At 42.0% G+C, this 25,837-nt stretch carries 31 protein-coding genes and 1 riboswitch; of the genes, 7 read left to right on the top strand and 24 right to left on the bottom strand.

The window, feature by feature from the left end; all coding sequences use genetic code 11:
* Positions 1 to 57: 57 nt before the first annotated feature.
* Positions 58 to 225, bottom strand: a complete 168-nt coding sequence (locus AFK25_RS02785; RefSeq protein ID WP_009362008.1) for a sporulation YhaL family protein — start codon at positions 223 to 225, stop codon at positions 58 to 60.
* Between the two features lie 120 nt (positions 226 to 345).
* Here AFK25_RS02785 and AFK25_RS02780 point away from each other — a divergent pair, with 120 nt between their 5' ends.
* Positions 346 to 531 carry a YhzD family protein gene (locus AFK25_RS02780; protein WP_026011563.1) on the top strand — a complete coding sequence of 62 codons (186 nt, stop codon included), beginning with the start codon at positions 346 to 348 and terminating at the stop codon, positions 529 to 531.
* A gap of 19 nt (positions 532 to 550) precedes the next feature.
* Here AFK25_RS02780 and AFK25_RS02775 read toward each other — a convergent pair whose 3' ends face one another.
* From AFK25_RS02775 to AFK25_RS02755, 5 genes are all read right to left on the bottom strand, one after another.
* A complete protein-coding gene (locus AFK25_RS02775) occupies positions 551 to 2,050 on the bottom strand; it encodes a coproporphyrinogen III oxidase (RefSeq protein WP_035065176.1) in 1,500 nt (499 codons plus the stop codon).
* Between the two features lie 69 nt (positions 2,051 to 2,119).
* Positions 2,120 to 2,980, bottom strand: a complete 861-nt coding sequence (locus AFK25_RS02770; RefSeq protein WP_009362011.1) for a Cof-type HAD-IIB family hydrolase — start codon at positions 2,978 to 2,980, stop codon at positions 2,120 to 2,122.
* 71 nt (positions 2,981 to 3,051) lie between these two features.
* Complete coding sequence (locus tag AFK25_RS02765; protein WP_009362012.1) at positions 3,052 to 3,396, bottom strand: YlbF/YmcA family competence regulator; 345 nt, start codon at positions 3,394 to 3,396, stop codon at positions 3,052 to 3,054.
* 62 nt (positions 3,397 to 3,458) lie between these two features.
* A complete protein-coding gene (locus AFK25_RS02760; protein ID WP_035064743.1) occupies positions 3,459 to 4,568 on the bottom strand; it encodes a DUF445 domain-containing protein in 1,110 nt (369 codons plus the stop codon).
* Positions 4,569 to 4,608: 40 nt separating this feature from the next.
* On the bottom strand, positions 4,609 to 4,905 hold the full coding sequence (locus AFK25_RS02755) for a hypothetical protein (RefSeq protein WP_238148420.1): 297 nt from the start codon (positions 4,903 to 4,905) through the stop codon (positions 4,609 to 4,611).
* A 94-nt stretch (positions 4,906 to 4,999) separates the two neighbouring features.
* Between AFK25_RS02755 and AFK25_RS15050 the strand changes: the two genes are divergently transcribed.
* From AFK25_RS15050 to AFK25_RS02745, 3 genes are all read left to right on the top strand, one after another.
* Positions 5,000 to 5,149, top strand: coding sequence for a hypothetical protein (locus tag AFK25_RS15050; RefSeq protein ID WP_009362015.1), 150 nt, complete (start codon positions 5,000 to 5,002; stop codon positions 5,147 to 5,149).
* Between the two features lie 68 nt (positions 5,150 to 5,217).
* Positions 5,218 to 6,099, top strand: coding sequence for a PucR family transcriptional regulator (locus AFK25_RS02750; protein WP_035064740.1), 882 nt, complete (start codon positions 5,218 to 5,220; stop codon positions 6,097 to 6,099).
* A gap of 111 nt (positions 6,100 to 6,210) precedes the next feature.
* On the top strand, positions 6,211 to 7,323 hold the full coding sequence (locus AFK25_RS02745; RefSeq protein ID WP_009362017.1) for an ABC transporter ATP-binding protein: 1,113 nt from the start codon (positions 6,211 to 6,213) through the stop codon (positions 7,321 to 7,323).
* A 29-nt stretch (positions 7,324 to 7,352) separates the two neighbouring features.
* Here AFK25_RS02745 and AFK25_RS02740 read toward each other — a convergent pair whose 3' ends face one another.
* Complete coding sequence (locus tag AFK25_RS02740; protein ID WP_035064737.1) at positions 7,353 to 7,595, bottom strand: hypothetical protein; 243 nt, start codon at positions 7,593 to 7,595, stop codon at positions 7,353 to 7,355.
* Positions 7,596 to 7,820: 225 nt separating this feature from the next.
* Between AFK25_RS02740 and AFK25_RS02735 the strand changes: the two genes are divergently transcribed.
* A complete protein-coding gene (locus AFK25_RS02735) occupies positions 7,821 to 8,021 on the top strand; it encodes an alpha/beta-type small acid-soluble spore protein (protein WP_003395655.1) in 201 nt (66 codons plus the stop codon).
* Positions 8,022 to 8,057: 36 nt separating this feature from the next.
* Here the strand turns inward: AFK25_RS02735 and AFK25_RS02730 are convergent, their stop codons facing one another.
* From AFK25_RS02730 to tenA, 14 genes are all read right to left on the bottom strand, one after another.
* Positions 8,058 to 8,792 carry an amino acid ABC transporter ATP-binding protein gene (locus tag AFK25_RS02730; RefSeq protein ID WP_009362019.1) on the bottom strand — a complete coding sequence of 245 codons (735 nt, stop codon included), beginning with the start codon at positions 8,790 to 8,792 and terminating at the stop codon, positions 8,058 to 8,060.
* Positions 8,793 to 8,811: 19 nt separating this feature from the next.
* Positions 8,812 to 9,513: an amino acid ABC transporter permease gene (locus AFK25_RS02725; RefSeq protein WP_035064735.1), complete on the bottom strand. Its 702-nt coding sequence runs from the start codon at positions 9,511 to 9,513 to the stop codon at positions 8,812 to 8,814.
* A complete protein-coding gene (locus AFK25_RS02720) occupies positions 9,500 to 10,282 on the bottom strand; it encodes an amino acid ABC transporter substrate-binding protein (protein WP_035064732.1) in 783 nt (260 codons plus the stop codon). The genes AFK25_RS02725 and AFK25_RS02720 overlap by 14 nt, the downstream gene beginning before the upstream one ends.
* 97 nt (positions 10,283 to 10,379) lie before the next feature.
* Positions 10,380 to 11,645 (bottom strand): hemolysin family protein, encoded by a 1,266-nt coding sequence (locus AFK25_RS02715; protein ID WP_009362022.1) that lies wholly within the window; start codon positions 11,643 to 11,645, stop codon positions 10,380 to 10,382.
* A 277-nt stretch (positions 11,646 to 11,922) separates the two neighbouring features.
* Entirely contained in the window at positions 11,923 to 12,711 is a 789-nt protein-coding gene (gene thiD, locus AFK25_RS02710) for a bifunctional hydroxymethylpyrimidine kinase/phosphomethylpyrimidine kinase (protein WP_035064730.1), read from the bottom strand.
* A gap of 4 nt (positions 12,712 to 12,715) precedes the next feature.
* Entirely contained in the window at positions 12,716 to 13,732 is a 1,017-nt protein-coding gene (locus tag AFK25_RS02705) for a MoeB/ThiF family adenylyltransferase (protein WP_035064727.1), read from the bottom strand.
* Positions 13,732 to 14,499, bottom strand: coding sequence for a thiazole synthase (locus AFK25_RS02700; protein ID WP_009362025.1), 768 nt, complete (start codon positions 14,497 to 14,499; stop codon positions 13,732 to 13,734). Before AFK25_RS02700 ends, AFK25_RS02705 begins: the two co-directional genes overlap by 1 nt.
* A 1-nt stretch (position 14,500) precedes the next feature.
* Positions 14,501 to 14,704, bottom strand: coding sequence for a sulfur carrier protein ThiS (thiS, locus tag AFK25_RS02695; protein ID WP_009362026.1), 204 nt, complete (start codon positions 14,702 to 14,704; stop codon positions 14,501 to 14,503).
* Complete coding sequence (gene thiO, locus AFK25_RS02690) at positions 14,688 to 15,809, bottom strand: glycine oxidase ThiO (protein WP_035064724.1); 1,122 nt, start codon at positions 15,807 to 15,809, stop codon at positions 14,688 to 14,690. Before thiO ends, thiS begins: the two co-directional genes overlap by 17 nt.
* Complete coding sequence (gene tenI, locus AFK25_RS02685) at positions 15,797 to 16,411, bottom strand: thiazole tautomerase TenI (protein ID WP_035064722.1); 615 nt, start codon at positions 16,409 to 16,411, stop codon at positions 15,797 to 15,799. Before tenI ends, thiO begins: the two co-directional genes overlap by 13 nt.
* A 1-nt stretch (position 16,412) precedes the next feature.
* Positions 16,413 to 17,207: an energy-coupling factor transporter transmembrane component T family protein gene (locus tag AFK25_RS02680; protein ID WP_035064720.1), complete on the bottom strand. Its 795-nt coding sequence runs from the start codon at positions 17,205 to 17,207 to the stop codon at positions 16,413 to 16,415.
* Positions 17,207 to 18,655: an ABC transporter ATP-binding protein gene (locus AFK25_RS02675; protein WP_035064717.1), complete on the bottom strand. Its 1,449-nt coding sequence runs from the start codon at positions 18,653 to 18,655 to the stop codon at positions 17,207 to 17,209. The genes AFK25_RS02680 and AFK25_RS02675 overlap by 1 nt, the downstream gene beginning before the upstream one ends.
* Positions 18,656 to 18,658: 3 nt before the next feature.
* Positions 18,659 to 19,249 (bottom strand): ECF transporter S component, encoded by a 591-nt coding sequence (locus AFK25_RS02670; RefSeq protein WP_019417077.1) that lies wholly within the window; start codon positions 19,247 to 19,249, stop codon positions 18,659 to 18,661.
* Complete coding sequence (gene tenA / locus AFK25_RS02665) at positions 19,224 to 19,919, bottom strand: thiaminase II (RefSeq protein WP_035064714.1); 696 nt, start codon at positions 19,917 to 19,919, stop codon at positions 19,224 to 19,226. Before tenA ends, AFK25_RS02670 begins: the two co-directional genes overlap by 26 nt.
* A gap of 91 nt (positions 19,920 to 20,010) precedes the next feature.
* Positions 20,011 to 20,118: riboswitch (TPP riboswitch) on the bottom strand.
* Positions 20,119 to 20,251: 133 nt separating this feature from the next.
* Here tenA and AFK25_RS02660 point away from each other — a divergent pair.
* Together AFK25_RS02660 and AFK25_RS15285 are read left to right on the top strand one after the other, a co-directional pair.
* Positions 20,252 to 21,436 (top strand): class I SAM-dependent rRNA methyltransferase, encoded by a 1,185-nt coding sequence (locus AFK25_RS02660; RefSeq protein WP_035064711.1) that lies wholly within the window; start codon positions 20,252 to 20,254, stop codon positions 21,434 to 21,436.
* A 113-nt stretch (positions 21,437 to 21,549) separates the two neighbouring features.
* Entirely contained in the window at positions 21,550 to 21,684 is a 135-nt protein-coding gene (locus tag AFK25_RS15285) for a hypothetical protein (RefSeq protein ID WP_019417079.1), read from the top strand.
* Between the two features lie 42 nt (positions 21,685 to 21,726).
* On the opposite strand, the gene AFK25_RS02655 is transcribed toward AFK25_RS15285, so the two are convergent.
* The 3 genes from AFK25_RS02655 to AFK25_RS02645 all read right to left on the bottom strand — a co-directional run bounded on the left by AFK25_RS02655 (position 21,727) and on the right by AFK25_RS02645 (position 25,834).
* A complete protein-coding gene (locus tag AFK25_RS02655; protein ID WP_035064708.1) occupies positions 21,727 to 22,239 on the bottom strand; it encodes a PepSY-associated TM helix domain-containing protein in 513 nt (170 codons plus the stop codon).
* A 126-nt stretch (positions 22,240 to 22,365) separates the two neighbouring features.
* Positions 22,366 to 24,030 carry a glycoside hydrolase family 13 protein gene (locus AFK25_RS02650; protein WP_035064706.1) on the bottom strand — a complete coding sequence of 555 codons (1,665 nt, stop codon included), beginning with the start codon at positions 24,028 to 24,030 and terminating at the stop codon, positions 22,366 to 22,368.
* Positions 24,031 to 24,226: 196 nt separating this feature from the next.
* On the bottom strand, positions 24,227 to 25,834 hold the full coding sequence (locus AFK25_RS02645; RefSeq protein ID WP_035064704.1) for an MDR family MFS transporter: 1,608 nt from the start codon (positions 25,832 to 25,834) through the stop codon (positions 24,227 to 24,229).
* Between the last annotated feature and the right edge of the window lie 3 nt (positions 25,835 to 25,837).

Below are 25,837 nucleotides of genomic sequence, written 5' to 3'. Positions count from 1 at the left end.
AACGCAAAAAAATGAAGAAAAATTTTTGTGAATTTTTAAAAAAGAAAAAAGACCTCGTTATTCCAAGGCCTTTTGTCGCTGCTGGCGCGCTTGACGAATGCGTTCCATATACACTTCTCCTTCTTTTTCTAACAACTTCTCATCTATTTTTCGTTCTTCTTTTGCCGTACGAATGGCCATATATCCGCTAATCATAATCCCAACAAGAAGCAATGTAATAACCATACATATCCTCCTTTAAGCTTGTCTTACTTTACACATATGCGCACAACCGGAAAAATAGAAGTATAAAAGAAGGAAATGATGATGAAGAAGCGAATACATGAAAAGAAAGGGGTGGGGAAATTGAAAACATATACGTTAACCGTTTTTGAAAAGACGGGAGAAAAATTGCTTGATGAAACATTTACTGCCGCAAACGATGACGAAGCAAAACGAATCGGCGAGCAAAAATTAAAAGAAAAACAGTTAGAACATAAAACGCATCGTTGCACGACATCAAGCGGTAAACTCATTTTATTTCATCGATAAAGCCCCGATCATGTCGGGGCTAAAATAATTGTTCCATCATTTTTAATTTTTCATTTGTGTAATGTTCATAATGTTCGTTATACACTTTCGGTTCTTTCGGATTAGCAAAATGCGTAATCGCTTTTGTTTCTGGGTGCACAAACTTGCTTGATGCCCCACATCCTAATCCGATGATCGACTGTTGTTCTTCCATAATCATAATATTATAAATGCTTTCTTGACCTGGCAATGCATAACCGACATTTTCTAAATTGCCGAGAATGTTTTTTTGACGGTATAAATAATACGGCACATATCCTTTTTCCTTCGTCCATCGTTCCGCGCGCTTCATCATTTCACTAATTTCGTCCCGATCCGCCACTTTATACTTTTCTTTATTTTTCGTCATCTCTGAAGCGCGTTTAAACGACAACGTATGCACCGTCAACGACTCCGGCATCAACTTTTCTGTTTGTTCGAGCGTATAACGGAATTGCTCAATCCCTTCACCCGGCAATCCGATAATTAAATCCATATTAATATTGTTCATACCTGCTTCGCGCGCAAGATGAAATTTTTCAATCGTCTCTTCAACCGTATGATGACGGCCGATCGCTCGCAACGTTTCTTGAATATATGATTGCGGGTTAATGCTAATGCGGTCAATGTTCCATTTTTTCAACACCGCTAGCTTCTCTGTTGTAATCGTATCTGGTCTTCCTGCTTCAACTGTAATTTCACGCACGCGCTCGACGTTTGGAAAAACGCGATACATATGCGCATATAGCGCATCCATCTCCTCCGCTGTAATGCTTGTCGGTGTGCCACCACCGTAATAAATCGTCGTAATCGGAATGTTGCGCTCTTTCAGAAACCGTCCAATTTGTTCCATTTCGTAATGCAATCCGAATAAAAACGAATCGACAGACCCTTGTTTTCCTTGAATCGCATAGGCTGGAAACGTACAATACGCACATTTCGTCGGACAAAACGGAATGCCAATATAAATGCTCACTTCTTTCGATAAATCGTACAAATCTGGCACAACCGTCAACTGACGATCGACAATTTGTTGCATAAGCTCAATTTTCTCGTCCGTCACTAAATAATCTTCACGCAATGTGCGATGCGCTTCTTCTTTTGTGAAACCAGAACGTAATTTTTGATGAAGTAACTTTACCGGACGAACGCCTGTTAAAATCCCCCACTGTTGCACAACGCCTGTGTATTGCTGTAATAGAGATAAATATATATGCGAAACCGCATGTTTTACTTGCTTCATGCGTCCTTTTTCTTCTTCTGTTTTCCAAAACCGTTCGTAATGAGCCGCATACGTGCGACCATGTTCATCTCGCAACGTACCAACAACGATGAGCTGTTCTCCTTGTTGTACATCGATGGTTACACGCACATTCGCTTCTTCTGTTCGTGCGAAAGAGAGCGTTTGCTCTTCAAAAAATAGACCGGTAATAACCTCTAAAGAACGTTGAAAACGATCAACCGGCTCAAGTCCGCAAATGTCAATACGCAATGAAATCACCTTTCGCTTCAAAGTATTAAACTCATTTAAGTGTACAGAAGAAGCGAAAAGCTCGTCAAGAAACGGAAATTATTTTTTCTCTGTCGTGCGAATTTGCCGTAGAAATTGTGGGCGATGTTGTTTTCGAAAATGTTCTTTAATCATATAAGCAACACCGAGCTGGTCGTTTGAACGCGTCACCCAATCGGCAATCGCTTTTACTTCATTTGCCGCATTCCCCATCGCAACGCCAAGACCAGCCGCTTCAATGGCCGGCATATCATCCATATGATCGCCGATCACAACCATTTCTTGTAACGAAATTCCAAGTTCGTTTCCGAGACGAATAAGCCCATTTAGTTTTGAAACGTTTTTTGGCAACAATTCAATTTTCCCATCACTAATAGTGAGGGAGAGCTCTGGAAACGCACGCTCCATCGTTTCAACAATTTCATCACGTTCGTCTTCATTCGAATAAAAAACATCGATTTTCATGACATCAATCGGGTCATCGCGCAACACATCACTTAATGAGTCAACAAACTGCGCTGGGTAAAAAAACGGATCCCCTAAAATCGTTTTCGCAATCATATTGTTTTTTACTTTTTTTCGATTTCCGATTGAATACCGTTCGTGAAGCAAACGAACGTTGCAGTTGAAATGTTCAAGCACGTGCACAACATCAAACGTTTTTTGTGCTGGAATAACCGACTCATATAACTTTTCTTCTAATGACTTCGCCACAAGCGCCCCTTGAAATGTCACTAAATACGAATCTAATTTCAACGCTTTCGCCACTTTTTTGGCTGACAAAAAGTTTCTTGACGTCAGCAACGTAATATATACGTCTTTTTTCTTCACAAAATCGATCGCTTCTTTCGTTTTTTTCTCTAATTTTCCGTTTGATTTTAATAACGTACCGTCAATATTGAGCGCAAGCAATTTATACATGATCGTCCCCCCTCGATGTCGTGGCTTCATTCATACGTATGACAAGGGTATAAAAAAAAGAACACCCATTTTCATGAGTGTCCGTCATATAGCTGCTCAATTGGTTGAATCATCGCAGCCATCGCTTGAGCAAACAATTCGTTTAAACGTTCCTCTGCCTGAATAAGCCGTGCGATATTTTCATTCATTTCAATAACGTGTAAATGTTGTTGCAACAATTCGACATCTGCATCGCTGACCGGGAATCCGCTCATTTGTTTTTGTTGGAGCTGTTTTTGCAGCGTACGAAATTTCGTAAATAATTGGTGCGCCGTTTGGTCACGTTGCACTTGTTCATAAGCGCGGCGAAGTTCCGCAAACGGTTCACTCATACGAATGACTGTTGAAAGTTCGTCAATCGCTTGAAGGACGTCCATGCGACACGCTCCTCTCTTTTTCCCTTTCTATTTACGATATGAGCGAAGCGGTCGCTGTATGTCTACAATTGAATGAAAAACGTTATGCAACCTTGAATTAGTCCGATCACTCCACCTAGCAAAGCCCCTAAATATGTAATCATTTTAAACTCGCGGCGCGAAATCGTTAAAATCATTTCCTCTAGCCGCTCAACAGAAAAAGATGCCACTTCTTCCCGAACGATGTCTTGCAAATGAAGTCGCTCCATCCATTGTTCAATGCGTTGAGAAGCGAACTGTAAAAGAAAACGAACGAATGTCGGCAATGAAGCGCGCACATGAGAAGCGACAAGCGGACCGAGCGGCTGCTGAAGCGGTTCTTGCACAACGGCTGCTGTCATTCTCTTTATCCATAGCACCATTTTTTCATCACCGATCATTTGCTCCACATCGTGCACATGTATCGCTTTCACTTTTTCCCATTCGTTTGTAAATAGTTGCACGAGCAACTGCTTTGCACCATCGCTTTGTAAAAATTTCACGATTTCCGGGCGAATTTTGTCTGCTAAGCTGACGTTGCCAAGAAACATTTGAATCATATTGCCAAACATGCCGCGGCTTTGTAAAAATTCATTAATCATCTGTTCAATTTGCCGCTCTCCTTGTTCGCTCTCTACATACGTGCGCAGGCGAAACAATAACCGCTCGGCGATCGAAGGAATGGCGCGATCAATTTTTTGGAGTATTTCACTTGGAATGACATGATAAAGCGGCTGGTCTCTATATTGTGACATCATCGTTTTATATTTTTTTTCAATCCACATTTCAGCGATTTGCTCAGGATGTTTAACACCGAATCGCTCAAGCCAATCGGCAACCGTTCGATCCGATTGTAGCCAACGTTCTACCTCTTCCTGTACATAGCTTGTCATATCATGAACAAATGTTTCGTCGTTTAGTTTCCGTCGCAGTCCGTCAGCTGTTAATAAATGTTCAACGACCATGCGCCCAAGTTGTTCCGCTAATTCTTCTCTCCGCTTCGGAATCAATCCCGGTGTAAATGGAAGCCTTTTTCCCGCGATATATATTGGGCGATACGGACGAAAAAGCATTTTAATCGCCAGTGAATTTGTGACCCCTCCGATCAATGCGCCAACAGCGATCATAAACAATAAATAAAGAAAAAGCCCCATAATGATCTCCCTTCTGCCAATAAGCTTTTCTAACCATTCATTATAGGGCTTGTCCGTTATGAGTGCAAACGTGTGATAACTGTTTGTGCAGCTGTTTCAAACTTTTACATAACAAGATGCGAAACAGTTCTCGTTCTGTCGCACGTTCAGACGCAAGCCACGCTTCTTTATATATATTCATTTTCTCAAACTGCTCGCGCCATTCATCTTTTGTTTCTTTTTGATTTCTTTCCCATTCTTTCCCCATATGCAACACATATAAATAACGAACGAGTGCTTCTTCCTCTTTATCTAAATAGTAATTCGTTAATGCGTGTAAAAACTGAACAGTCATCATTTTCACCTCTCGTCATAAATATATGTGGACAACAAATGAACAATGCATACTTTTCTTTCGCATATACAAAATAACGAATAAGGGGGCATAGATCATGAAAGAACGCGATAATTATGAATGGGATATTGATCGAATGATTAACGAAGGCATGGCAGGAGGATACGTATATTCGTGCTATCAAGCAACAAATATTGAAGAGGCGCGCGATGTTCAAACAGAACAACCGCCACATGAAGTGAAATAAAGCGGCGAGCATTTTCTCGCCGCTTTTTGTATAATGATCGTGATGGGAGACGAAAGGAATGGGCATATATGTTAAAAAAATTACGAGCATATTATCAAGAAGCGCTTGTTGAACATGCACATGTGAGCGAGCAGCATGAATATGAATGGTTTGTCACAGAACAAGGTGAGCTTTTTGGCATAAAAAAAGAAGCACTTACCGTAAAAGAACGGGAACTTTTAGCGACGTTGTTTGCACCTCGTAAACTTATGCCTCCTTGGATGACCGAACACGAACGAGCATGGTATCGTTTTTTAATTCAAAACGACAAACAAACATTTGAACAGTTACCTTCCTCGACATATACGCGCTTCATTTACTTTTACATACAAAAAGGAACGGTGGACGCACACGATTTTATGGAAGCGATTCAATCGCTTTTTCCTTATGACGTGACGATCATTTCCGAAACAGACCAATGCTTTATCGTCATTGAACAACAAGAAGAAAACGTTGCTTCTACTTTGTCTGAGCTGATCGATACGTTATGTAGCGATTTTTACATTCAATTGCGGGCATATATTGGGCAAAAGTGTCCACATACTGTTGAACTTGCGCACATGTTCCTTGCCGAAAAACGATATTTTCAAGTTGCCATAACGCATAAGCCCGAACAACGCGTCTACTGCATCGAAGACGTCTTTCCTCTTTTGCTGATCAACAATGAGGACATCACGTATGCGATGACGTTTTTACAACCGATTAAGCAAGATCCCGATATAGTTAAAACGATGAAGACGTTTTTTGAATGCAATTTAAACGTTTCTCTTGCGGCAAAAAAGCTTCATATGCACCGCAACAGCTTACAATACCGCATTGATAAACTGATCGAAAAAACAGGGATTGATATAAAGCAGTTTAAAGGAGCACTAACCGTGTATTTAGCCATTTTACTTTATGAACGGCACTAGGCACATTGCCCGAAAACGTTTTCTTTTTTTGTGCACGATGTCCATTTACCGTTCGTTTATTTTTATATATGCTTAAATCAAATGAAATCGATTACATGAGGAGGCATATACATGGCTGAGCTTCGTTTAGAACACGTGTATAAAATTTATGACAATAACGTAACCGCTGTAAAAGACTTTAACTTACACATTCAAGATAAAGAATTTATCGTATTCGTCGGTCCATCCGGTTGCGGAAAATCGACAACGCTTCGCATGATCGCAGGTCTTGAAGAAATTTCAAAAGGTGATTTTTACATTGATGGAAAACGAATGAATGATGTTGCGCCAAAAGATCGTGACATTGCGATGGTGTTCCAAAACTATGCCCTTTATCCACATATGAGCGTATACGATAACATGGCATTCGGATTGAAATTGCGTAAGTTCCCGAAAGATGAAATCGACCGTCGCGTTCGGGAAGCTGCACGCATTCTCGGTCTCGAGCAATATTTAGATCGTAAACCGAAAGCATTATCAGGCGGTCAGCGTCAGCGCGTAGCATTAGGACGTGCCATTGTGCGCGATGCGAAAGTGTTTTTAATGGACGAGCCGCTTTCAAACTTAGATGCCAAATTGCGTGTACAAATGCGTGCAGAAATCGCAAAACTTCATCAACGTTTAGGAACAACGACCATTTACGTCACACACGACCAAACGGAAGCAATGACGATGGCGACGCGCCTTGTCGTTATGAAAGATGGCGTCATCCAACAAGTTGGAACACCAAAAGAAGTATATGAAAAACCAGAAAATATTTTCGTCGGCGGATTTATCGGCTCACCAGCGATGAACTTCTTGCGCGGCGTACTTCAAGACGGTGTATTCGTTATTGGCGATGTCAAAATTGCAGTTCCAGAAGGAAAAATGAAAGTGCTTCGTGAACAAGGATACGTTGGAAAAGAAGTCATTTTAGGCATTCGCCCAGAAGATTTCCATGACGAGCCAGTATTTCTAGAAGCGTCACAAAATACAAAAGTGCGCGCACATGTTGAAGTGGCAGAACTGCTCGGCGCAGAAATTATGGTATATTCTCAAATTAACGGTCAAGAATTTGTTGCGCGTGTCGATGCACGCACAGACGTCAAAGCAGGTCAAACGATCGATCTTGCGTTAGATATGAATAAAGCACATTTCTTCGACGTCAACACAGAATTACGTATTCGTTCAAATAGTGAAAAATAATAACAGAGCCCGTTCGTTTGAGCGGGCTTTTACTCTTGAATAAAACGAACAACATCGTCATCACAATTATCACAATGAAACAAATGAACGCAGACATGTTGTTTTCTCGTATGTGCATAGCCATCAACCATTTTCATCATATCTGCATCCATATACGGACTATAATCATCAAAATAATCCGTTAATTTTCCTTCATCTTTTAATTTTTCTCCACATTGCTCACAATAAAAAACGATTGTCCGCAAACCATTACATAACGGACAAATGTGCATATTCATCCCTCGCTTCGTGATTTTCCATTATCTTTCCCACTACACAAAAAATTACCACATAAAAAAAAGAATAATAAAATGTTTTTTCCCCAAAATAGTAGTACAAACAAGCAAACAACATTCGATGGGTTAAGCCAAGCTTGGCAGCGTGAAAATCATCACGCGTTGCTGGTGCAAATCCAGCTAACCCAACCATAAAAAATTGTAACGAGGAGATGAATGAACATGGCAAACACAAATCAATTACTAGTATACGGTGCACAACAAGCAATCGATCAAATGAAATATGAAATCGCTCAAGAATTTGGTGTAAACCTTGGACCAGATGCAACATCACGCGCAAACGGTTCAGTTGGTGGCGAAATTACAAAACGTCTTGTTGCAATGGCGCAACAACAATTAGGCGGATCTTACACAACTAAATAACATGGCTGAAAACCCCCAAGCGTTTGCTTGGGGGTTTTACTGAATACGTTGTAAAAACTGACGCGTTCGTTCATGTGTTGGATTTGTAAAAAGTTGCTCCGGATGACCACGTTCAATGATCATTCCTTCATCAAAAAAGATCACTTCATCAGCAACTTCACGCGCAAAGCGCATTTCATGAGTTACAACGACCATCGTCATTCCTTCATTCGCTAAATCTTTCATCACTTTCAACACTTCACCAACAAGTTCCGGATCTAATGCCGACGTCGGTTCATCAAATAACAATACTTTCGGCTCCATCGCAAGCGCCCGTGCGATGCCGACACGTTGTTGTTGCCCTCCGGATAATTGAAATGGGTACATATGCATATGATCTTTTAATCCGACTTTCATAAGCAATTGTTCCGCTTTTTCTTTTGCTTCATGTTTGCTTAGTCGTTTAACGGTCATCGGCCCTTCCATAACATTTTCAAGCGCTGTCATATGTGGAAATAAGTTGTATGCTTGAAACACCATTCCTGTCAATCGACGAAAATGTATGATTTCTTTTTTTGATAACTTGTTTATAAATTGAAGTTGCTCACCATCGATCGTTACTGTTCCACGATCAGGCATTTCCAATACGTTTAAACAACGCAATAACGTCGTTTTTCCTGATCCCGATGGGCCGATAATGACAACAACTTCTCCCTTTTTCACCGTTAAATGAACGTCTTTTAACACGTCATGATTTCCAAACGTTTTACGCAATCCTTCAACAACTAACATCGTAGCTCTCCTTATTCGTTTATCGAACAACATAACGACTGAATCGTTTTTCAATGATCCCTTGGACAATTGAAAGGACAAAGCAAATGATCCAATAAATCAGTGCCGCTTCGGTATAAAGCAATAAAAACTCATAATTGGTCGCCGCAATTTCTTGTGCCTTTCGAAACATTTCAGCAACAAGAATGAGCGAAGCGAGAGATGTATCTTTCACTAAGCTAATAAACGTATTCGATAACGGAGGAATACATACGCGTGCAGCTTGTGGCAAAATAATACGGCGTAACGTCTGCACATCGTCCATTCCGAGAGAATATGCCGCCTCCCATTGACCTTTTGGAATCGATAAAATGGCGGCACGAATAATTTCGGATGCGTATGCTCCGACATTGAGTGAAAAACCAATGATTGCAGCTGGAAACGGATCGATTGTTATCCCGACAGTTGGAAAACCATAAAAAATAATGAACAATTGCACAAGCAATGGTGTGCCGCGAATGGCCGACACATACGCACGCGCCACCCATTGCAACGTTTTTATGGTGGATAGCCGAGCTAAAGCAGTGAAAAGTGCAATAGCCAAGCCAATAATAAACGTTATCACCGCTAACGGAATCGTATATAACAAAGCTCCCTTCACCAAAGGGAGAAGGGAACTTTCTGCTATATTCATCAATCTTTCTAATCGTTCTGGATCAATCCACATATTACTTAGATACATCTTCACCAAACCACTTTTCTGAAATTTTTGCATACGTGCCGTCTTCCATCATCTCTTTTAGCGCTTTGTTTACAGCTTCAACAAGCGTGTCGCTCCCCTTTCGGAACATAAGTCCGCTTTGGGAAGCATCATCGTGTGTAGCCACAATTTGAATGGGAGCGTCTGGTTTTTGTTTAAGAAAATCAAGGACAGATAATTTATCGTTAATCGTTGCATCGACTCGTTTCGAATTTAACAGTTCAATCGCTTGATTAAATCCTTCTACTCCTACCACTTCAGCCCCGTATGAACGAGCTAAATCAGCATAGTTGCTCGTCATCGATTGTGCTGCTTTTTTCCCTTTTAGGTCGTCAAACGATTTCAACTGTTGGTTTTCTTTATGAACGACGAGAACAGCTGCTGACGTAATATACGGATCAGAAAAGTCGTATTTTTCTTGACGATCTGGACGAATACCGACTTGGTTCGCAATCATATCAAAACGTTTTGCATCTAAGCCAGCAAACATCGCATCCCACTGTGTTTCTACAAATACAGGTTTCACACCGAGACGTTTTGCTACTTCTTTAGCAATTTCAACGTCAAATCCTGTTAACTCTCCTGTTTCGTCATGAAACGTAAACGGCGGATATGTTCCTTCCGTTCCGATTTTTAATTCCCCTTTTTCTTTTATTTGAGCAAATAAGTCGTTTTCTTTTTCATTTTGACCGCAACCCGTCAGCAATACCCCCATTACGAACAATGCGATCATTAATAACCACTTTTTCATCATATAACCCCCATTAATCTTATCGGTTTTTACGCTTATTCATCGTAATGGAAGTTGACAAAGATGTCAACAAAAAAAGGAGCGAATCGCTCCCTTTTTACACATTTTCCATAATCGGTTCACGAATGCGAACGAGCACTTTGCGAATACGACGGTTTTCCACTTGGCGAACGGTGACGGTTAATGATTCGTATTCAAACGATTCCCCAACGGTGGGGATGCGTTCAAACATTTCAAACACCCACCCTCCAAGCGTATGAGAAGAACTTTCTAATTCATCAATTCCTAAAATGTCACAAAACTCATCAAGCGGTAATTCGGCATTAAATTCATATTCGTAATCGTTAATTTTTTGGAACGTTTTCACCGCTTCATCATGTTCATCCCATATTTCGCCGACAATTTGTTCTAAAATATCTTCTAACGTAATCAATCCCGATGTGCCGCCAAACTCATCGATAACGATCGCCATATGTACTTTACTTTTTTGCAATTCAGGCAACAATGTAGAGATGCGCATCGATTCAACAACAAATAGCGGCGTACGCAACAACTCGCGAACGTTGACTTCTTTCCCTTGTACGAGTTGACTAAAAAAGTCGCTTTCCGATAAAATGCCGATGACGTTATCAATATCTCCTTCATATACCGGCACGCGCGAATATCGTTCACGTAAAAAAATGTCGCGAATTTCTTCAACGGGCTGATTCACTTCTACTGCAACCATATCGATACGGGGGGTAAAAATTTCACCAACTAAAATATCATTAAAATCGAGCGAACGATGGACGAGCTCTTTCTCTTTATTATCAATCACTCCCTCTTCCTCACTTAAATTGACCATGACTTTAATTTCTTCTTCTGTTACAGAAGGAATATCTGCTTGATGGCCAACGAATTTCGATACAAGTTTTTTTAACATGACGAGCAATGCTGTAACGGGAGTAAATAGTTGAATAAGCATATATAGTACATCGGAAATAAGAAGTGAAAACGACTCCGCATGTTCTTTCGCCAATGACTTCGGCAATACTTCACCAAAAATTAAAATTAAAATCGTCATGCCAACGGTGCTAATGACAAGACCTGTACTGCCACCAAACAAATCTGTCGCCACTTTGGCAGAAATGGACGCTGCGGCAATGTTCACGATATTATTCCCAACTAAAATGGTAGAGAGGGCTTCATCGAAGTTTTCTGCAATATATAGTGCTTTTTTACTGCCACGTCGCTTTTCATCGACATAGTTTTTTAAGCGAATTTTATTGACGCTCGAAAACGCTGTTTCTGAAGCTGAAAAAAAGGCGGATAATAAAATTAAAGCAATGAGTAAAAAAATTAAACTCAGAGGCAAATCTCCCAATGAACATTCACACTCCTAATAAAAAGTATTGGTTATCATAAATATATACGTTAATCATACCAAATTTAACTGAAAAAGAAAACGACTGCACATATGCACAGCCGTTCTTATGACTCGATTAGCGTTGTACCGATAAAAAACGTTAAAAGCAACACGTACGTAATATTTAGCGTAATTGAAAGTTCTTCCACTCGTTCGTCCCCTCCATCAATATATTCCCCATTTTCATTTTAACAATGGTGGGAACGAATGTGTTTGTCAATGATGTGAACATTTTTTATTCATGAAATGCCCAATGGTTTGTCGGCCCATGCCCGCCGCCAATGTGCAGCGTTTGTTCAATCGCCGCTTGAATAAATCGTTTTGCCACATCTACTGCTTCGTATATTGTTTTTTCTTTTGCAAGTTGTGCTGTAATAGCGGCAGCAAACGTACATCCTGTACCGTGCGTATGTTTCGTATGAACGCGTTTACTTTTCCATTCGTAAAATTGTTCCCCATCGTATAAAAGATCGACAAGTTCATTTCCTTCCCCGTGTCCACCTTTCATAACGACATACTTTACACCCATGTCATGAAGTTTTTTCGCTGCTTCTTTTCGTTGTTCTAACGTTTCAATTCGCATATTTGTCAACACTTCCGCTTCCGGAATGTTCGGTGTTAACACGTAAGCGAGCGGCAACATATAGCGTTGCAGCGCTTCGACTGCCTCTTGTTTCAATAGCCGCGAACCACCTTTGGCGACCATAACCGGATCGACGACTACTCGCGTCCACCGATGTTGCTTTATTTTATAAGCAACACATTCAATCATATCTTCACTAAATAACATCCCTGTTTTTATTGCATCTGGCGACAAATCAACGGCAATCGAATCCATTTGCTTTTCAACCGCTTCAACAGGGAGCGGATATATCCCTTGTACACCGAGCGTATTTTGCGCAGTAACTGCAGTAATGGCTGACATGCCAAACACATGGAATTGATGAAACGTTTTTAAATCCGCTTGAATACCCGCTCCCCCGCCGCTATCTGAACCAGCAATCGTCAACGCTTTATATACCATGCTTTCACCCCAAATATTGATAATATAGCCGCTTTGCTTCTTGAACATCATTTGTACCATGAATGAATACACGCCCATCGGAAAAAACAACGAAGCGATAGCGATGAATCGTAAACGAAAACAAGTATTCGTTTTGTTCCACTTGAATTCCACGTTTTGTTAAAAATGAAAGAAGCGTTGTCCACTCTCGCTCTCCTCGATGTGCAGGACGAATTTGTACAGTTTCCCGCCCACACAACACCGCAAATTTCGTTTCATTTTCATATTGAAGGGCTGGATACGTTCGTTTTTCACTACACGATGGACAATCGTCTTTTTTTAACTTATGCACATCGATCATGCGATATTGTCCGTGCCATATATCAAATGAAACAAGTTTCCGATTCACTTGAGCATGTACGCATATTTTTAACGCTTCAGCCGTTTGATGCGCAACAACCATATGAACGACAGGACTAATGATCCCAGCGGTATCGCATGTCGCGTTGCCAAGCGGAACTTCTTCAAGTAAACAACGCAAACATGGCGTTTCATTCGGAACGATCACATAACTTAAACCGTAACTTCCTACGCACGCCCCATAAATCCACGGCACATCATACTTTTGCGACACATCGTTGATGATCATACGCACGTCAAAATTATCCGTACTATCGATCATAACGTGGGGACGTTCACGGGCAACAACATGTTCAAGCAAGCGAGCGTCCGCATCAGCTACAATCGGTTCAACGACCACATCGCGATTGATGGCTCGCAAATGCACAGCAGCAGCAATGGCTTTCGGCAATCGATTTGTTGCATCTTCTTCCGTATATAGCTGTTGGCGTTGCAAATTGCTCCATTCAACATAATCGCGATCAATGATTGTTATTTTCCCAATCCCTGCACGTACAAGCGTCTCTGCATTTGCCGCTCCAAGCGCTCCTGCGCCAATAAGGAGCACATGTTTTTCACGAATGGATTGCTGCCCTCTTTCTCCAATTGGCGCAAACAATTGTTGGCGTGAATAACGGTCCATTAGATGACGCTCATCCCTTCGCTCGGGCTACTCGCTGTTGCATATTTCTTTTTCGGAATACGTCCCGCTTCATACCCAAGTCTCCCCGCTTCAATCGCAAGCTTCATCGCTTTCGCCATTTTTACGGGATCTTTCGCAGAAGCAACAGCTGTATTTAACAATACTCCATCCGCACCTAATTCCATTGCCAATGCCGCATCAGCTGGACCGCCAATGCCTGCATCGATAATGACAGGAACAGTAGCTTGTTCAATAATGAATTGAATGTTTAACGGATTCATAATTCCTTGTCCTGAACCGATCGGTGATGCGCCAGGCATGATCGCATGGCAACCGAGTTGTTGCAGTCGCTTCGCTAGCACAACATCATCTGACGTGTACGGTAAAACGATAAATCCTTCTTCTAATAACATTTCTGTTGCTTTCAACGTCTCGATCGGATCAGGTAATAACGTTTGATCGCATCCAATCACTTCTACTTTCACCATATCACAAAGCCCAGAAGCTTTTGCTAAACGGGCGATGCGCACCGCTTCTTCCGCTGTTTTCGCCCCGGCTGTATTCGGTAGCAGTTTATATTTTGTTATATTTATTTTTTCTAAAAAATTCGGTTGATCGGGTGCAAAAATGTTCATTCTTCGCACCGCAAACGTTAAAATTTCTGCCCCCGACGCTTCAACCGCTTCTTTTTGAATATCGATGTTCGGAAATTTCCCTGTCCCAAGCAATAAACGAGATTGAAATGTATACGGACCGATTTGTAACATATTATCCTCCCCCTACAAAATGAACGATTTCAATGCGATCACCGTCCGCAATGGCTGTATGCTCATATTTCTCTTTCATAATAATGTTCGCATTGATTTCAACGATCGCAATCTTTTCATGAATGCGAAAATGTTGTAACAGTTGAGCGACAGTACGAATGTGAGCTGGCAAGTCAATCATCTCACCGTTAATGATGCAACGCATGCCCCTCCTCCTTTCTTGTTAGCGAAAACGGCGTCATATCAAATGGCACATCTTTTCTTTCAAGCATATCGCTTACAATTGTTCCTGTGATGGCGCTTAACAAAATGCCGTTTCGATAATGCCCTGTCACAACGAATACGTTCTCATATTGTGGATGCGCTCCGATATAAGGCATGCCATCTTTTGTTTGCGGCCGAATGCCTGCCCACGCTTTTTCAAATGTAGAATGAGCGATAGCCGGAACGATTTGCATCGCACGCGCTAGCAAATGCTGTACGCTACATGTTTGCACCGTTTTGGCAAACGAATGCGCGATAGCGCTAGCCCCGATGATCAAGCGATTGTTCGCTTTCGGCACAATATAACAGCCGTTTTTCGCAAATACAGTCGTTTGTAAAAGCGGTGTTTCTGTCGTAACCGAAACACATTCTCCTTTGACCGGATACATATGTAGCGATAACCGCAACTTTTCAGCTAACATTGGCGTCCATGCACCGCATGCGATGACGATACGTTCAGCATATAACGTTCCGCTCGTCGTTTTCACTCCTACAACACGTTCCCGTTCGAAAATAAAATCGTACACTTCCGTATACGGTAAAACACGGGCTCCTTTCGCCATTGCTCCATGAGCAAAAGCGACTGATAGTTGTTTCGCGTTCACTTGTTGATCAATCGTGTACATCGCACCATATTCATTTCGTACATTTCGTTCAATGTCTGCCACTTCTTTCGATGTTAACCAGCGGACGTGTTGCGGTTGTATGCGCCTCCAAAATTCATAATGTTCCGTTAATTTTTCGTACTCTTCCATCGTTGTCGCCAACTTTAACATTCCTGCTTCATTCCATCCGACTTCAATATTTGTCAATTCTCGCAATTCGGCAATAACGGCTGGAAATGCCGCTTGGCTCGCTAAAGCAAGCGGAAGGAGCGGGTGGTCTGTCGAAAACTCAGAATGCGCACCGAGCATCCCAGCTGCTGCCGATGATGCTTCTTGCGCTAACTCTCCCCGTTCAATGACAACGACTGATGCTCCTCTTTTCGCTAACTCAAAAGCGATGCTACTGCCGATAATGCCTCCCCCAACAATTAAAACGTCCATGTATTCGCCCCCATTTGTTTCCGATATCGTTGAACCATATGTAGCGGATTATCCGCCTCAAACACCGTCGACATGACGGCAATTCCTTTCACTCCCGTCATGAACACATCACGAACATGGAAAGGTTTAACGCCTCCAATGGCCACGACAGGAATGCGTACGTGACTTGTCAACTGACGCAACGATGAAAGCCCGCGCGGCTTTCGTCCTTCTTTACAATTCGTTTCGTATATATGTCCGAAAATGACGTAGTCCGCTCCTTCTTTTTCCGCCCGTTTCGCTTCTTCAAACGTGTGCACGGAGCAACCGACGCGCAAAAAAGGAAACTTCCCTTTTATTTGTTTGGGAGACAAGCTATGATGGGCGAGCTGAACGCCGCCAACGCCATAAACGACAGCGACGTCCACCCGATCATTAATGACTATTTTTTGTGCTGGGACATTTGCTTCAAGCAACTGTTCCACAATTATCCCAATCTCTTTTGCCGAACGATGTTTTTCACGAATATGAATAAAGTCAGCATATGCATGTACGAACGACGAAATATGAACAAACGTTTCAATGGACTGCTTTCCCGTCGAGATGAGATGAAGCTCTTTCATCTTAACGCACATCCTTAATGGCAACGTATGGAAACGCATGAGCAACGTAATATCCGACCGCAACAATGGCGCATATGACAACAAATAAATAGACGTCATATTTTCCGAGCGTCAGTTCATAATAAAACGTTCTCGCTCGTTCATTTGTAAATCCTTTCGCTTCCATCGCTACGGCAATGCGTTGAGCGCGGCGAATGCTTTGTGATAAAAGCGGAATCGCGTATCGTTTCATCAGTTCAAGCTTCCCGCGAAACCCTTTCGCTTTAGCCGCTCGACGTACTTTTAATGCTTGATGCACCGTTTGAAACTCTTCTACCATCATTGGCAATAAACGTATGGCTGCTAAAAAACTATACGCATATTTTGGTTTCAATTTCGCTTGTTGCATCAGTGAATAAAATAAAAACACCGGCTTTGTCGTAAGCGCAAACATTAATCCGAAAATCGCAAACAAAAGCGTGCGAAATCCGAGATGAACGCCGCGATAAAAGCTTTCTTCCGTCACATGAATAAGACCGAAGCGAAACCACGTCGTCTCTCCCTTTCCAAATAAAATCATGGAAGACGACGTAGAAATGAAAATGAAGAAAAACGGAACGAAAAACAAAAGCACATGCTTCATTCGATAACCGCTAAACAACATAAATAACGCCGTAAAGCCGATCGTCCAATTGATGAGCACGTTCGGGTTATGGACAAAAACAATAACGATAAACATCGGCAAAAATAACAATAATTTTACGGTTGGGTTCGTTTGATGCAACCATGTCTCTTTATGTTCGATGCTCCATCTCATCATATCCCACCTCGCACAACCGTCCGCGGCACGATCGTTTCATCGGCGACAAGCTTTCCTTTTTCAATGACCCATCGTCTCGTCGCAAATTGAGACACGATGCGCTCATCGTGCGTCACCATGACAATCGCCTTTCCTTGTTGCCGATACGCTTCAAGCCATTCGAGCAACGCAAACGTATTTTTTGCATCTTGCCCGAACGTCGGTTCATCAAGAAGCAATATGCGATGGCGATCCGTCACTGAGGCGGCAACACTTAACCGCCGCTTTTGCCCCATCGACAATTGGTACGGATGCAAATGCCGTTGCGCACTTAAATGAAAACGCCTAAGCAACCTCTCTACTTCCTCTTCTATTTCATATTCCGGGCGTTGTTCAAGACGTAAACAATAAGCGAGCTCATCATCTACACGATTTGTAACAAATTGAAACTCTGGGTTTTGAAATACAAAAGCGATGTGATCGTATAATACCCCATCATTTTTTACTACCTCTCCTTGCCAATACATATCGCCTTCTGTTCGAATTAACTTCATGAAGCTTTGCAGCAACGTACTTTTTCCTGCGCCATTTTCCCCTGTAATCGCAATCCATTCACCTGCACGAATGACGACATCATCGACTGCGATTTTTTCTTCTTTTTGTCGAAAACCGCGGAGCGACTGTACATGTAAAAGCACGTCTGACTCATGATACGGCTGCTGCGCTGTTTTTGGCTTTTCATACGTCTCCCACACTTGTGGATACCAAATGCCTTGTTCGGCAATAAACGAACGATACGTCGAAAATATATGGTCCGTTGGGCCATCAGCAATGATTTCACCACATGCGTTAAACAAAATGATGCGCTCAACAAAATCGAGAATATGATCAATTTTATGCTCAACAATAACAACTGTTCGGTCGTCCGCTACTTCTTTTAACGTTTCCCATACGGCTTTTGTTCCTTCTTCATCGAGAAGCGCTGTCGGCTCATCTAAAAATAACACATGCGGGTCAAGCGCCAAGACAGAGGCAATCGCTAACCGCTGTTTCATTCCTCCCGATAACGTTTGAATCGGCACGTGAACGTGCGGAAGACGAAGGTGCACGCGTTGAAGAACACGCTCGATTTTTTCTTTCATCTCCGCACGTGGCACACCGAGATTCTCAAGAACAAACGCAATTTCTTCATCGACGTATGGCATGCAAAACTGCGCATCCGGATCTTGAAACACATAGCCGACTTGCTTTGGAATGTGAAGCGCTTTTGCTTTCATCGGCACATCGATCGAGCGCGGAATAATGCCTGCCATCACTTGTAATAACGTCGATTTTCCACACCCTGATGGACCTAAAAGCAACACTTTTTCTCCTTTTTTAATCGAAAGCGATACATCGGTAAATAACCGTTTTTCCGCCCCCGGAAACTTTAACCGCAATTGCTCAATGTGTATCAACGATGTCACCTTCTATTGATCAAGCGAGTCGTAATCTTCTTTTGTCGTCGGGCGCAACAGTTGCGTCACACCTGTCGCTTCGAGCGCTTTGACAAGCGAATAGGCAAATACCCCAGCAATGATGATCGCTCCAACGAAACGCGCACCGATAAATAATGTTAAATTCCACCACGCTAATTGATCGATATATCCTTTGTAAAAATCAAGCACTAATGAAGCGATTGTTGAACCGACGGCAGCAAGCGACACAACCGCCACGTCGAAACGTTTATAACGGAAAGCAGCGAAAACAAGCTCAGCCAGCAATCCTTGCACAAAACCGTAAAATAACACTTCTAGTCCCCACTCAGATCCAGCTAAAAACTCCCCTGAGGCAGCAGCGACTTCCGCAAGCAACGCCACTCCTGGCTTACGAATCAACAAATATGCCACTGTCGCAGCAATAAACCACATGCCATAAATGAGTTGATCGAGATGAAGTCCAAGCGGTTTGACCGCATAGTAAAGCGGTCCCCACACTTTATACACAATCCCAAACACAATCGCTACAACAACGGTCGTTAATACGTCTGTTAATTTAAGCCCTTTCGTTTGCATAAACATCCTCCTCTTCCATTGGCCAACGTTCTAATTTGTACGCCATATCCCAAAATAAATATTCATACTGACTGCTGATCCAAAAGTGTTGCTTCATTCGCTCTAAATCTTTTTCACTTACTGTTTTCGCTATGTCGTTTAAGCGCGCAATTTGTTGTTCGACAAGCTGTCTAAACCAATCGGAGCCGTACGCTTCAATCCATTTCGCATAAATCGGATGATTCGGCTTACAACGCTTTAACCTCTCGCCAATTTCGTAATATAACCAATAGCACGGTAAAATGGCCGCTAATACATCACCGAAGTGTCCTGCAAACGCTGCCCGATACATATGTGACGTGTATGCATACGCGGTTGGTGCAGGAACAAATGACGCCTTTTCTTCTTCTGTAATGCCGAGCTCTTTCATAAACGTTTCATGTAAAAGAAGCTCAGCTTCATACGTATTTTGCGCATGATTCGCCATGCTTGCAGTCGTTTGTAAATCGTCAGCCATCGCCCCGCCAAGCGCTTGCACTTTCGCGAAGTGTGTCAAATAATATGAATCTTGTAATACATAATACCGAAAACAACGTAAATCTAGCGTCCCTTCTCCTAGTTGTTTGACAAACGGATGATGAAAACTCGCTTCCCAAATCGGATCGACAGCTTTGCGCAACTGTTCTGAAAACAACATCTCCTCTCCCCCTTATGAAAAAATAAAAAACCACTTTCTTTGCGCAAAGAAAGTGGTTTTGTAAACGATGGAAATTGGCATATAGACACACTTCGCACCGTCTCCACTTCCCTACGCTGGTATGATCCAGATCAGGTTCTAAGGGTCTCAAAGGCACACTTTGATCTCAGCCTATCTAAAGGCCCCCCTAGTGGAATGCATTTGCATCATTCACTTTGTCACTAATATTAGCATATTTCATTGTTTTGTCAAATATTTTTCTCCATTATTTGCGCACATCGTGTTCTTCCTGTATGCTAAAGTAGCGAATATATAGTTCAGGAGTGGAATGTATGGCGAATGTATTTTTAAAACGAAAAAGAAAAAAGCGGCTTGAGCTTGGACATCCGTGGGTGTTTCAAAGCGAAGTTGACTATATTGAGGGAGACGTTGAGCCAGGTGATTTCGTCAACGTATATAACCATCAACGTCATTTTTTAGCGAAAGGGTACATTAACCCGAAATCACAAATGATCGTGCGCGTGTTAACGCAAAATCCAAATGATGAATTAAATGCTCAATTTTTTATGAATCGCATTCGGCAAGCGTGGGCGCATCGTGAGCGCATGATTCCGGGCGTTCGTTCATGTCGCGCCATTTATGGAGAAGCGGATTTTTTACCTGGGCTCATTGTCGATAAATACGAAGATGTGCTCGTTGTGCAAATTTTATCGCTCGGCATGGAGAAAAGAAAAGAATGGATTTTACAAGCGCTTCTCGACGTCTTTCAACCGAAAGCCATTTATTTGCGCAACGACGTCCACGTGCGTGAATTAGAAGGGCTGAAACAAGAAAAAGGATTTTGGTACGGCACGTGCAATACGAACGTACAAATTGAAGAAAATGGCGTCAAATATATTGTCGACATTGAAAACGGGCAAAAAACAGGGTTTTTCTTCGATCAGCGCCAAAATCGCGCCGCGATCAAGCCGCTCATTACAAGCGAATCGACTGTGCTCGATTGTTTTACGCATACAGGCTCATTTATGTTAAACGCCTGCTTATACGGAGCAAAACATGTGACCGCTGTCGACATTTCTGAACATGCGATTGAAACGGCAAAAAGAAACGCTGAGCTAAACGGATTTACAAACGTGGATTTCGTCGTTGCGAACGCGTTTGATTATTTAAGAGAATGTGTACAAAAGGGGAAAAAATGGGATGTCGTCATTATTGATCCTCCAGCGTTTGCTAAGTCCGCTCATGCGGTACCAAAAGCGCTTGCCGGCTATAAGGATATTAATTTAAACGGCTTAAAACTCGTCAAAGACGGCGGCTTTTTCGTAACAGCGAGTTGTTCGTATCATGTGCATCCTGATATGTTCCAAGCGATGGTCGCAGAAGCAGCGTTTGATGCAAAGAAAATTTTACGTCAAATTCATTGGAGCGGCGCAGGATATGATCATCCGAAACTGCTTGCCGCCGATGAAGGGGATTATTTGAAGTTTGCGATTTACGAAGTACATTCACGCAAATAAAACAGGTTGGCGCACGCCAACCTGTTTAAAAATGGACAAAATTGTTGTGCACACATGGCATAAAAACGGGGTATACTATAATTGAAAACGCTTACTTTTGTGAGGTGATCGATATGGCATTAAAAACGATTTGTCCAAAGTGCTTTGGGAAAAAGAAAATGAAAATTTGTTTGTCGCTTTATAAAACATGTTCGTTTTGCAACGGAACAGGGAAAATTCAACAAACACCTACGAAACGAATTAGTTAAAAAGCGCTTCGCACCAACGGTTGTTGCGAAGTGCTTTTTCGTTTATGCAGCTATGTTTCTTCGTTTCGCCTTCGTTTGCGCCCGCAAAATTTTCACAGATAAATAAATCCCTGTGACCGTTAAAATGATAATCGCAATCGCAGCCACATCGATCATGAGACGGTTCCAAATCCCAAGTTTCCCAACATGAATGGCACGTACAAACGATGCGAATGTATTCACTTCTTTTTTTACAACTGTACCATCTGGTGCAATCGTCACTAACGTTCCATCTTTATCGTTTAACCTTACCATATACATCCCATGATTCATCACAACACCAACTTCGTCCATTGAAAACGCTCCAGACTCGCTTGCTTTTTTCACCGCATCAATCATGTTTAATTTCGCATGTCCATGGTCATCTCCATGCGCATGTTCATGATTATCATGCGAATGACCGCTCATTCCCATTAACCAGCGCTCTGTTAACAACAACCCTGTGACCGCTTCTAAAAGTAAAAATACAGAACAAATGAGCCCGATCCATAAATGTAAATGGCGCGTTTTTTTCACAAAAATCCCTCCGTTTAAAAAGATGTGCTTGTCATGAATGTACAAAAAAGAGATGTGAAAAGTATGAAATGATTACGAAAAAAATGTGAAATCCCCTCTTCCATATCGGAAAAGGGGATTTCATCATCATTTCATGACATATACGCGCGCTTCGTATGGACGCAATGTAAAACGTGTCGCATGTTTATGTTGTTTGACATCATAGTTTGTTAACACAAGTTGTTCGCTATTCAATTTTAACGAGTCATAGCGATACATCGTTTTTCGGTCTGTTAAGTTCACGATGACGACTGCTTTTTCATCACCTAACGTGCGCGTATACGCATAAATTGCTTTATGGTTTTCTAATATTAAATCATATGTTCCGTAAACGAATACGTCATGTTGTTTACGAAGTTGAATCATACGTTTATAAAAGTTTAAAACAGAATTTGGATCATTTAGCTGCTTTTGAACGTTAATTTGCTTATAGTTTTCATTCACACCAATCCAAGGCGTTCCTGTCGTAAAGCCGGCATTTTTTTCGTCGGACCATTGCATCGGTGTGCGCGAATTGTCGCGGCCATTTTTCCAAATCCAGCGCATCACTTCTTCATGAGAACGGCCTTTGGCGCGCTCAATGCGATAATAATTTTTAATAGCGACATCGTCATATTCATCAATTGTTTCAAACTGTACGTTCGTCATACCAATTTCTTGTCCTTGATAAATAAACGGCGTCCCTTGCATAAGGAAATATAATGCTCCTAACGCTTTTGCACTTTCAACAAGATATTGCTCATCATTTCCCCACGTCGACACCGAACGCGGTTGGTCATGGTTTTCAAGAAATAGCGCATTCCATCCAATGCCTTCTAACCCTTTTTGCCATTTCGTTAATACACGTTTTAATTTCCGAACATCGACACCGCCGTCTGTTCCTTTTTGCCAAAGTCCGAGATGCTCAAACTGAAAAATCATATTAAAAATGCCGTTTTCTTCACCGACCCAATCTTCCGCTTCCTCTACAGTCACTCCGTTTGCTTCGCCAACCGTCATAATGTCGTAACGCGCAAACGTTTGCGCTTTGAGTTCACGAAGATACTCCATAATTCCTTCTTGATTCATATGTCCATCAAACGAAGGAACGTAATCAAGACCTTTTGGATTCGGTAAATCAGGGAGACCTTCTTTTTTCTTAATGTGTGAAATCGCATCGACACGGAAGCCATCAATTCCTTTGTCAAGCCACCAGTTGATCATATCATATAGCGCGCGACGAACATCTTCATTTTCCCAGTTTAAATCGGGCTGCTTCGTCGCAAACACGTGCAAATAATATTGGTCCGTCGTCTCGTCATATTCCCAAGCAGAACCGCCAAAAATACTTTCCCAGTTGTTTGGCTCTTTGCCGTTTTTTCCATCGCGCCAAATGTACCAATCGCGTTTCGGATTGTCCCGTGATGAGCGCGATTCAATAAACCACGGATGCTCATCGCTCGTATGGTTAATGACAAGATCTAAAATGACTTTCATGTCGCGCTTATGAATTTCTTCAAGCAACTGATCGAAATCTTCCATCGTGCCAAACTGCTCCATAATGTCTTGATAGTCACTAATGTCATAGCCGTTGTCTGCGTTTGGCGATTTATAAATCGGGCAAATCCATATGACATCGATTCCAAGGTCTTTTAAATAGTCAAGCTTTTGGATAATCCCTTGTAAATCACCGATGCCGTCTCCATTTGAATCCATAAAGCTTCTTGGATATATTTGATATGCAACCGCTTCTTTCCACCAAGCTTTTTTCACGTCAAATCCTCCTCGATTCATTCAACATAAATCGCTTTCAATATTGTTTACTCTTTCATGTTAATATACAAACCGCTTTGTTGAAAGAGGAAGTTGCACTTTTTCATAAAAAATTTCGTTTTTGTTGTGCAAACGGTTTAAATACGAACAAAAATAGACAACGATTCCTTATCGTTGTCTATTTTATACTTATAATTTATTCCATTTCATTCATTTTATTCGTTCGATTTGAAATGGTAATGCGACCGATAAACATCGCAAAAATAAAGCCGATGCCAACAAAAATCAATCCGTACAAAAACACATCGCTTAACGCATCCACAAGCGTTTGTTTTAATACAGGCACAAACATTTGTTGCATTTGTTCAGGGATTTTTTTCAACGTCTCTGGATTTAAAATGACCGAATATACGCTTTGCGGATTCGATTCAACGAGTTGTTTAAACGAGTCCATCATCGCATGCGCTTGTTCCGGTAATTGTTGTAATAACGGAAGAAACTTCGCTTCCAATAAATCTTTCGAACGATGGTTCATAATTGCCCCTAACAATGTTGCCCCAAACGTCCCACCGATTTGACGGAAAAACTGGCTCGATGATGTCACGATGCCAAGCTGCGATTTTGGAAATACTTCTTGCAACGCAAGCGTAATGACTGGATTGACGAATCCTAGCCCAAAACCGAGCGTCGCCATAAATGACATCGCCGTCCATTTATTTGTATGGACATCCATCGTTGACAATAAGAAAAAGCCAAGCGCTACAAGCACCATTCCACCAATGACTTGCGGACGTACGCCAATTTTTTGCACAAGCCGTCCACCGATCATGCTTGCGATAATAAGGGCAAACATCATTGGAAACATCATCGTTCCCGATTCTGACGGACTCATCCCGATAATGCCTTGCATAAAGAGCGGCACGAACATAATCGCTCCAAACATACCAACAGACATAAAAAAGCCGACACTATTGAGCACAACAAACGTCTTATTTTTTAATAAATGAATCGGCATAATTGGCTCCTCGGCTTTCCGTTCAACAAACACAAATAAGCTGAAGAACACGACCGAGCTAGCTAGTAAAGAAATGATTTGCCATGACAGCCAATCGTATTTGTCGCCGCCAAACGTTAACGCTAACAACAACGAAACAACGGCCACAACCATTGTAAACATGCCGGCCAAATCAAGCTTTACACGCTCAGCCATACGATGATTATGCAAACCGAGGGAAATGAGAACAATAGCTAATATGCCGACGGGAAGGTTAATATAAAACACCCAACGCCAATTTAACGAATCAACAATCCATCCACCGACTTGTGGACCAAGAATAGACGCTAATCCGAATACGCCACCAAATACACCTTGCCATTTTGCACGCTCTGCCCCCGTAAATAAATCACCAATGACAATCATCGCCATCGGCATCATAATGCCGCCGCCAATTCCTTGAATGGCTCGGAAAATAATAAGCTGCGTCATCGTATCTGCCATGCCACATAGCGCTGAACCAATAATAAAAATCGCTAATCCTGTAACATAAATCGACTTTCTTCCAAACAAATCAGCAAGCTTCCCGGCAATCGGAACAATCGTTGTTGATGTAAGCATGTACGCTGTTGTAAGCCATGCCATCATACTTAGTCCACCAAGTTCTCCAACGATGCGCGGCAACGCTGTGCCAACAATCGTTCCATCGAGCGCCCCAAACAACATCGCAACAAGTAATCCAGTAATTAAAATGCCTCGCTTTTGTTGTATATCGGCCATGCTCGCTTGTATTGCTGCCTGTTCTTTCATGTG

The organism is Anoxybacillus gonensis, from assembly GCF_001187595.1.
GTDB lineage: Bacteria > Bacillota > Bacilli > Bacillales > Anoxybacillaceae > Anoxybacillus > Anoxybacillus gonensis.
The sequence above is the reverse complement of the archived record's forward strand: the minus strand, read 5'-3'. Positions and strand labels throughout refer to the sequence as shown.

Bases quoted from the DNA above. Each gene is read 5' to 3' on its own strand.
- AFK25_RS02785 (WP_009362008.1), bottom strand. From the start codon at position 225: ATGGTTATTACATTGCTTCTTGTTGGGATTATGATTAGCGGATATATG.
- AFK25_RS02770 (WP_009362011.1), bottom strand. From the start codon at position 2,980: ATGTATAAATTGCTTGCGCTCAATATTGACGGTACGTTATTAAAATCA.
- AFK25_RS02765 (WP_009362012.1), bottom strand. From the start codon at position 3,396: ATGGACGTCCTTCAAGCGATTGACGAACTTTCAACAGTCATTCGTATG.
- AFK25_RS02760 (WP_035064743.1), bottom strand. From the start codon at position 4,568: ATGGGGCTTTTTCTTTATTTATTGTTTATGATCGCTGTTGGCGCATTG.
- AFK25_RS02755 (WP_238148420.1), bottom strand. From the start codon at position 4,905: ATGATGACTGTTCAGTTTTTACACGCATTAACGAATTACTATTTAGAT.
- AFK25_RS15050 (WP_009362015.1), top strand. From the start codon at position 5,000: ATGAAAGAACGCGATAATTATGAATGGGATATTGATCGAATGATTAAC.
- AFK25_RS02750 (WP_035064740.1), top strand. From the start codon at position 5,218: ATGTTAAAAAAATTACGAGCATATTATCAAGAAGCGCTTGTTGAACAT.
- AFK25_RS02745 (WP_009362017.1), top strand. From the start codon at position 6,211: ATGGCTGAGCTTCGTTTAGAACACGTGTATAAAATTTATGACAATAAC.
- AFK25_RS02740 (WP_035064737.1), bottom strand. From the start codon at position 7,595: ATGCACATTTGTCCGTTATGTAATGGTTTGCGGACAATCGTTTTTTAT.
- AFK25_RS02735 (WP_003395655.1), top strand. From the start codon at position 7,821: ATGGCAAACACAAATCAATTACTAGTATACGGTGCACAACAAGCAATC.
- AFK25_RS02730 (WP_009362019.1), bottom strand. From the start codon at position 8,792: ATGTTAGTTGTTGAAGGATTGCGTAAAACGTTTGGAAATCATGACGTG.
- AFK25_RS02725 (WP_035064735.1), bottom strand. From the start codon at position 9,513: ATGTATCTAAGTAATATGTGGATTGATCCAGAACGATTAGAAAGATTG.
- AFK25_RS02720 (WP_035064732.1), bottom strand. From the start codon at position 10,282: ATGAAAAAGTGGTTATTAATGATCGCATTGTTCGTAATGGGGGTATTG.
- thiD (WP_035064730.1), bottom strand. From the start codon at position 12,711: ATGGTATATAAAGCGTTGACGATTGCTGGTTCAGATAGCGGCGGGGGA.
- AFK25_RS02705 (WP_035064727.1), bottom strand. From the start codon at position 13,732: ATGGACCGTTATTCACGCCAACAATTGTTTGCGCCAATTGGAGAAAGA.
- AFK25_RS02700 (WP_009362025.1), bottom strand. From the start codon at position 14,499: ATGTTACAAATCGGTCCGTATACATTTCAATCTCGTTTATTGCTTGGG.
- thiS (WP_009362026.1), bottom strand. From the start codon at position 14,704: ATGCGTTGCATCATTAACGGTGAGATGATTGACTTGCCAGCTCACATT.
- thiO (WP_035064724.1), bottom strand. From the start codon at position 15,809: ATGGACGTTTTAATTGTTGGGGGAGGCATTATCGGCAGTAGCATCGCT.
- tenI (WP_035064722.1), bottom strand. From the start codon at position 16,411: ATGAAAGAGCTTCATCTCATCTCGACGGGAAAGCAGTCCATTGAAACG.
- AFK25_RS02680 (WP_035064720.1), bottom strand. From the start codon at position 17,207: ATGAGATGGAGCATCGAACATAAAGAGACATGGTTGCATCAAACGAAC.
- AFK25_RS02670 (WP_019417077.1), bottom strand. From the start codon at position 19,249: ATGTTTATGCAAACGAAAGGGCTTAAATTAACAGACGTATTAACGACC.
- tenA (WP_035064714.1), bottom strand. From the start codon at position 19,919: ATGTTGTTTTCAGAACAGTTGCGCAAAGCTGTCGATCCGATTTGGGAA.
- AFK25_RS02660 (WP_035064711.1), top strand. From the start codon at position 20,252: ATGGCGAATGTATTTTTAAAACGAAAAAGAAAAAAGCGGCTTGAGCTT.
- AFK25_RS15285 (WP_019417079.1), top strand. From the start codon at position 21,550: ATGGCATTAAAAACGATTTGTCCAAAGTGCTTTGGGAAAAAGAAAATG.
- AFK25_RS02645 (WP_035064704.1), bottom strand. From the start codon at position 25,834: ATGAAAGAACAGGCAGCAATACAAGCGAGCATGGCCGATATACAACAA.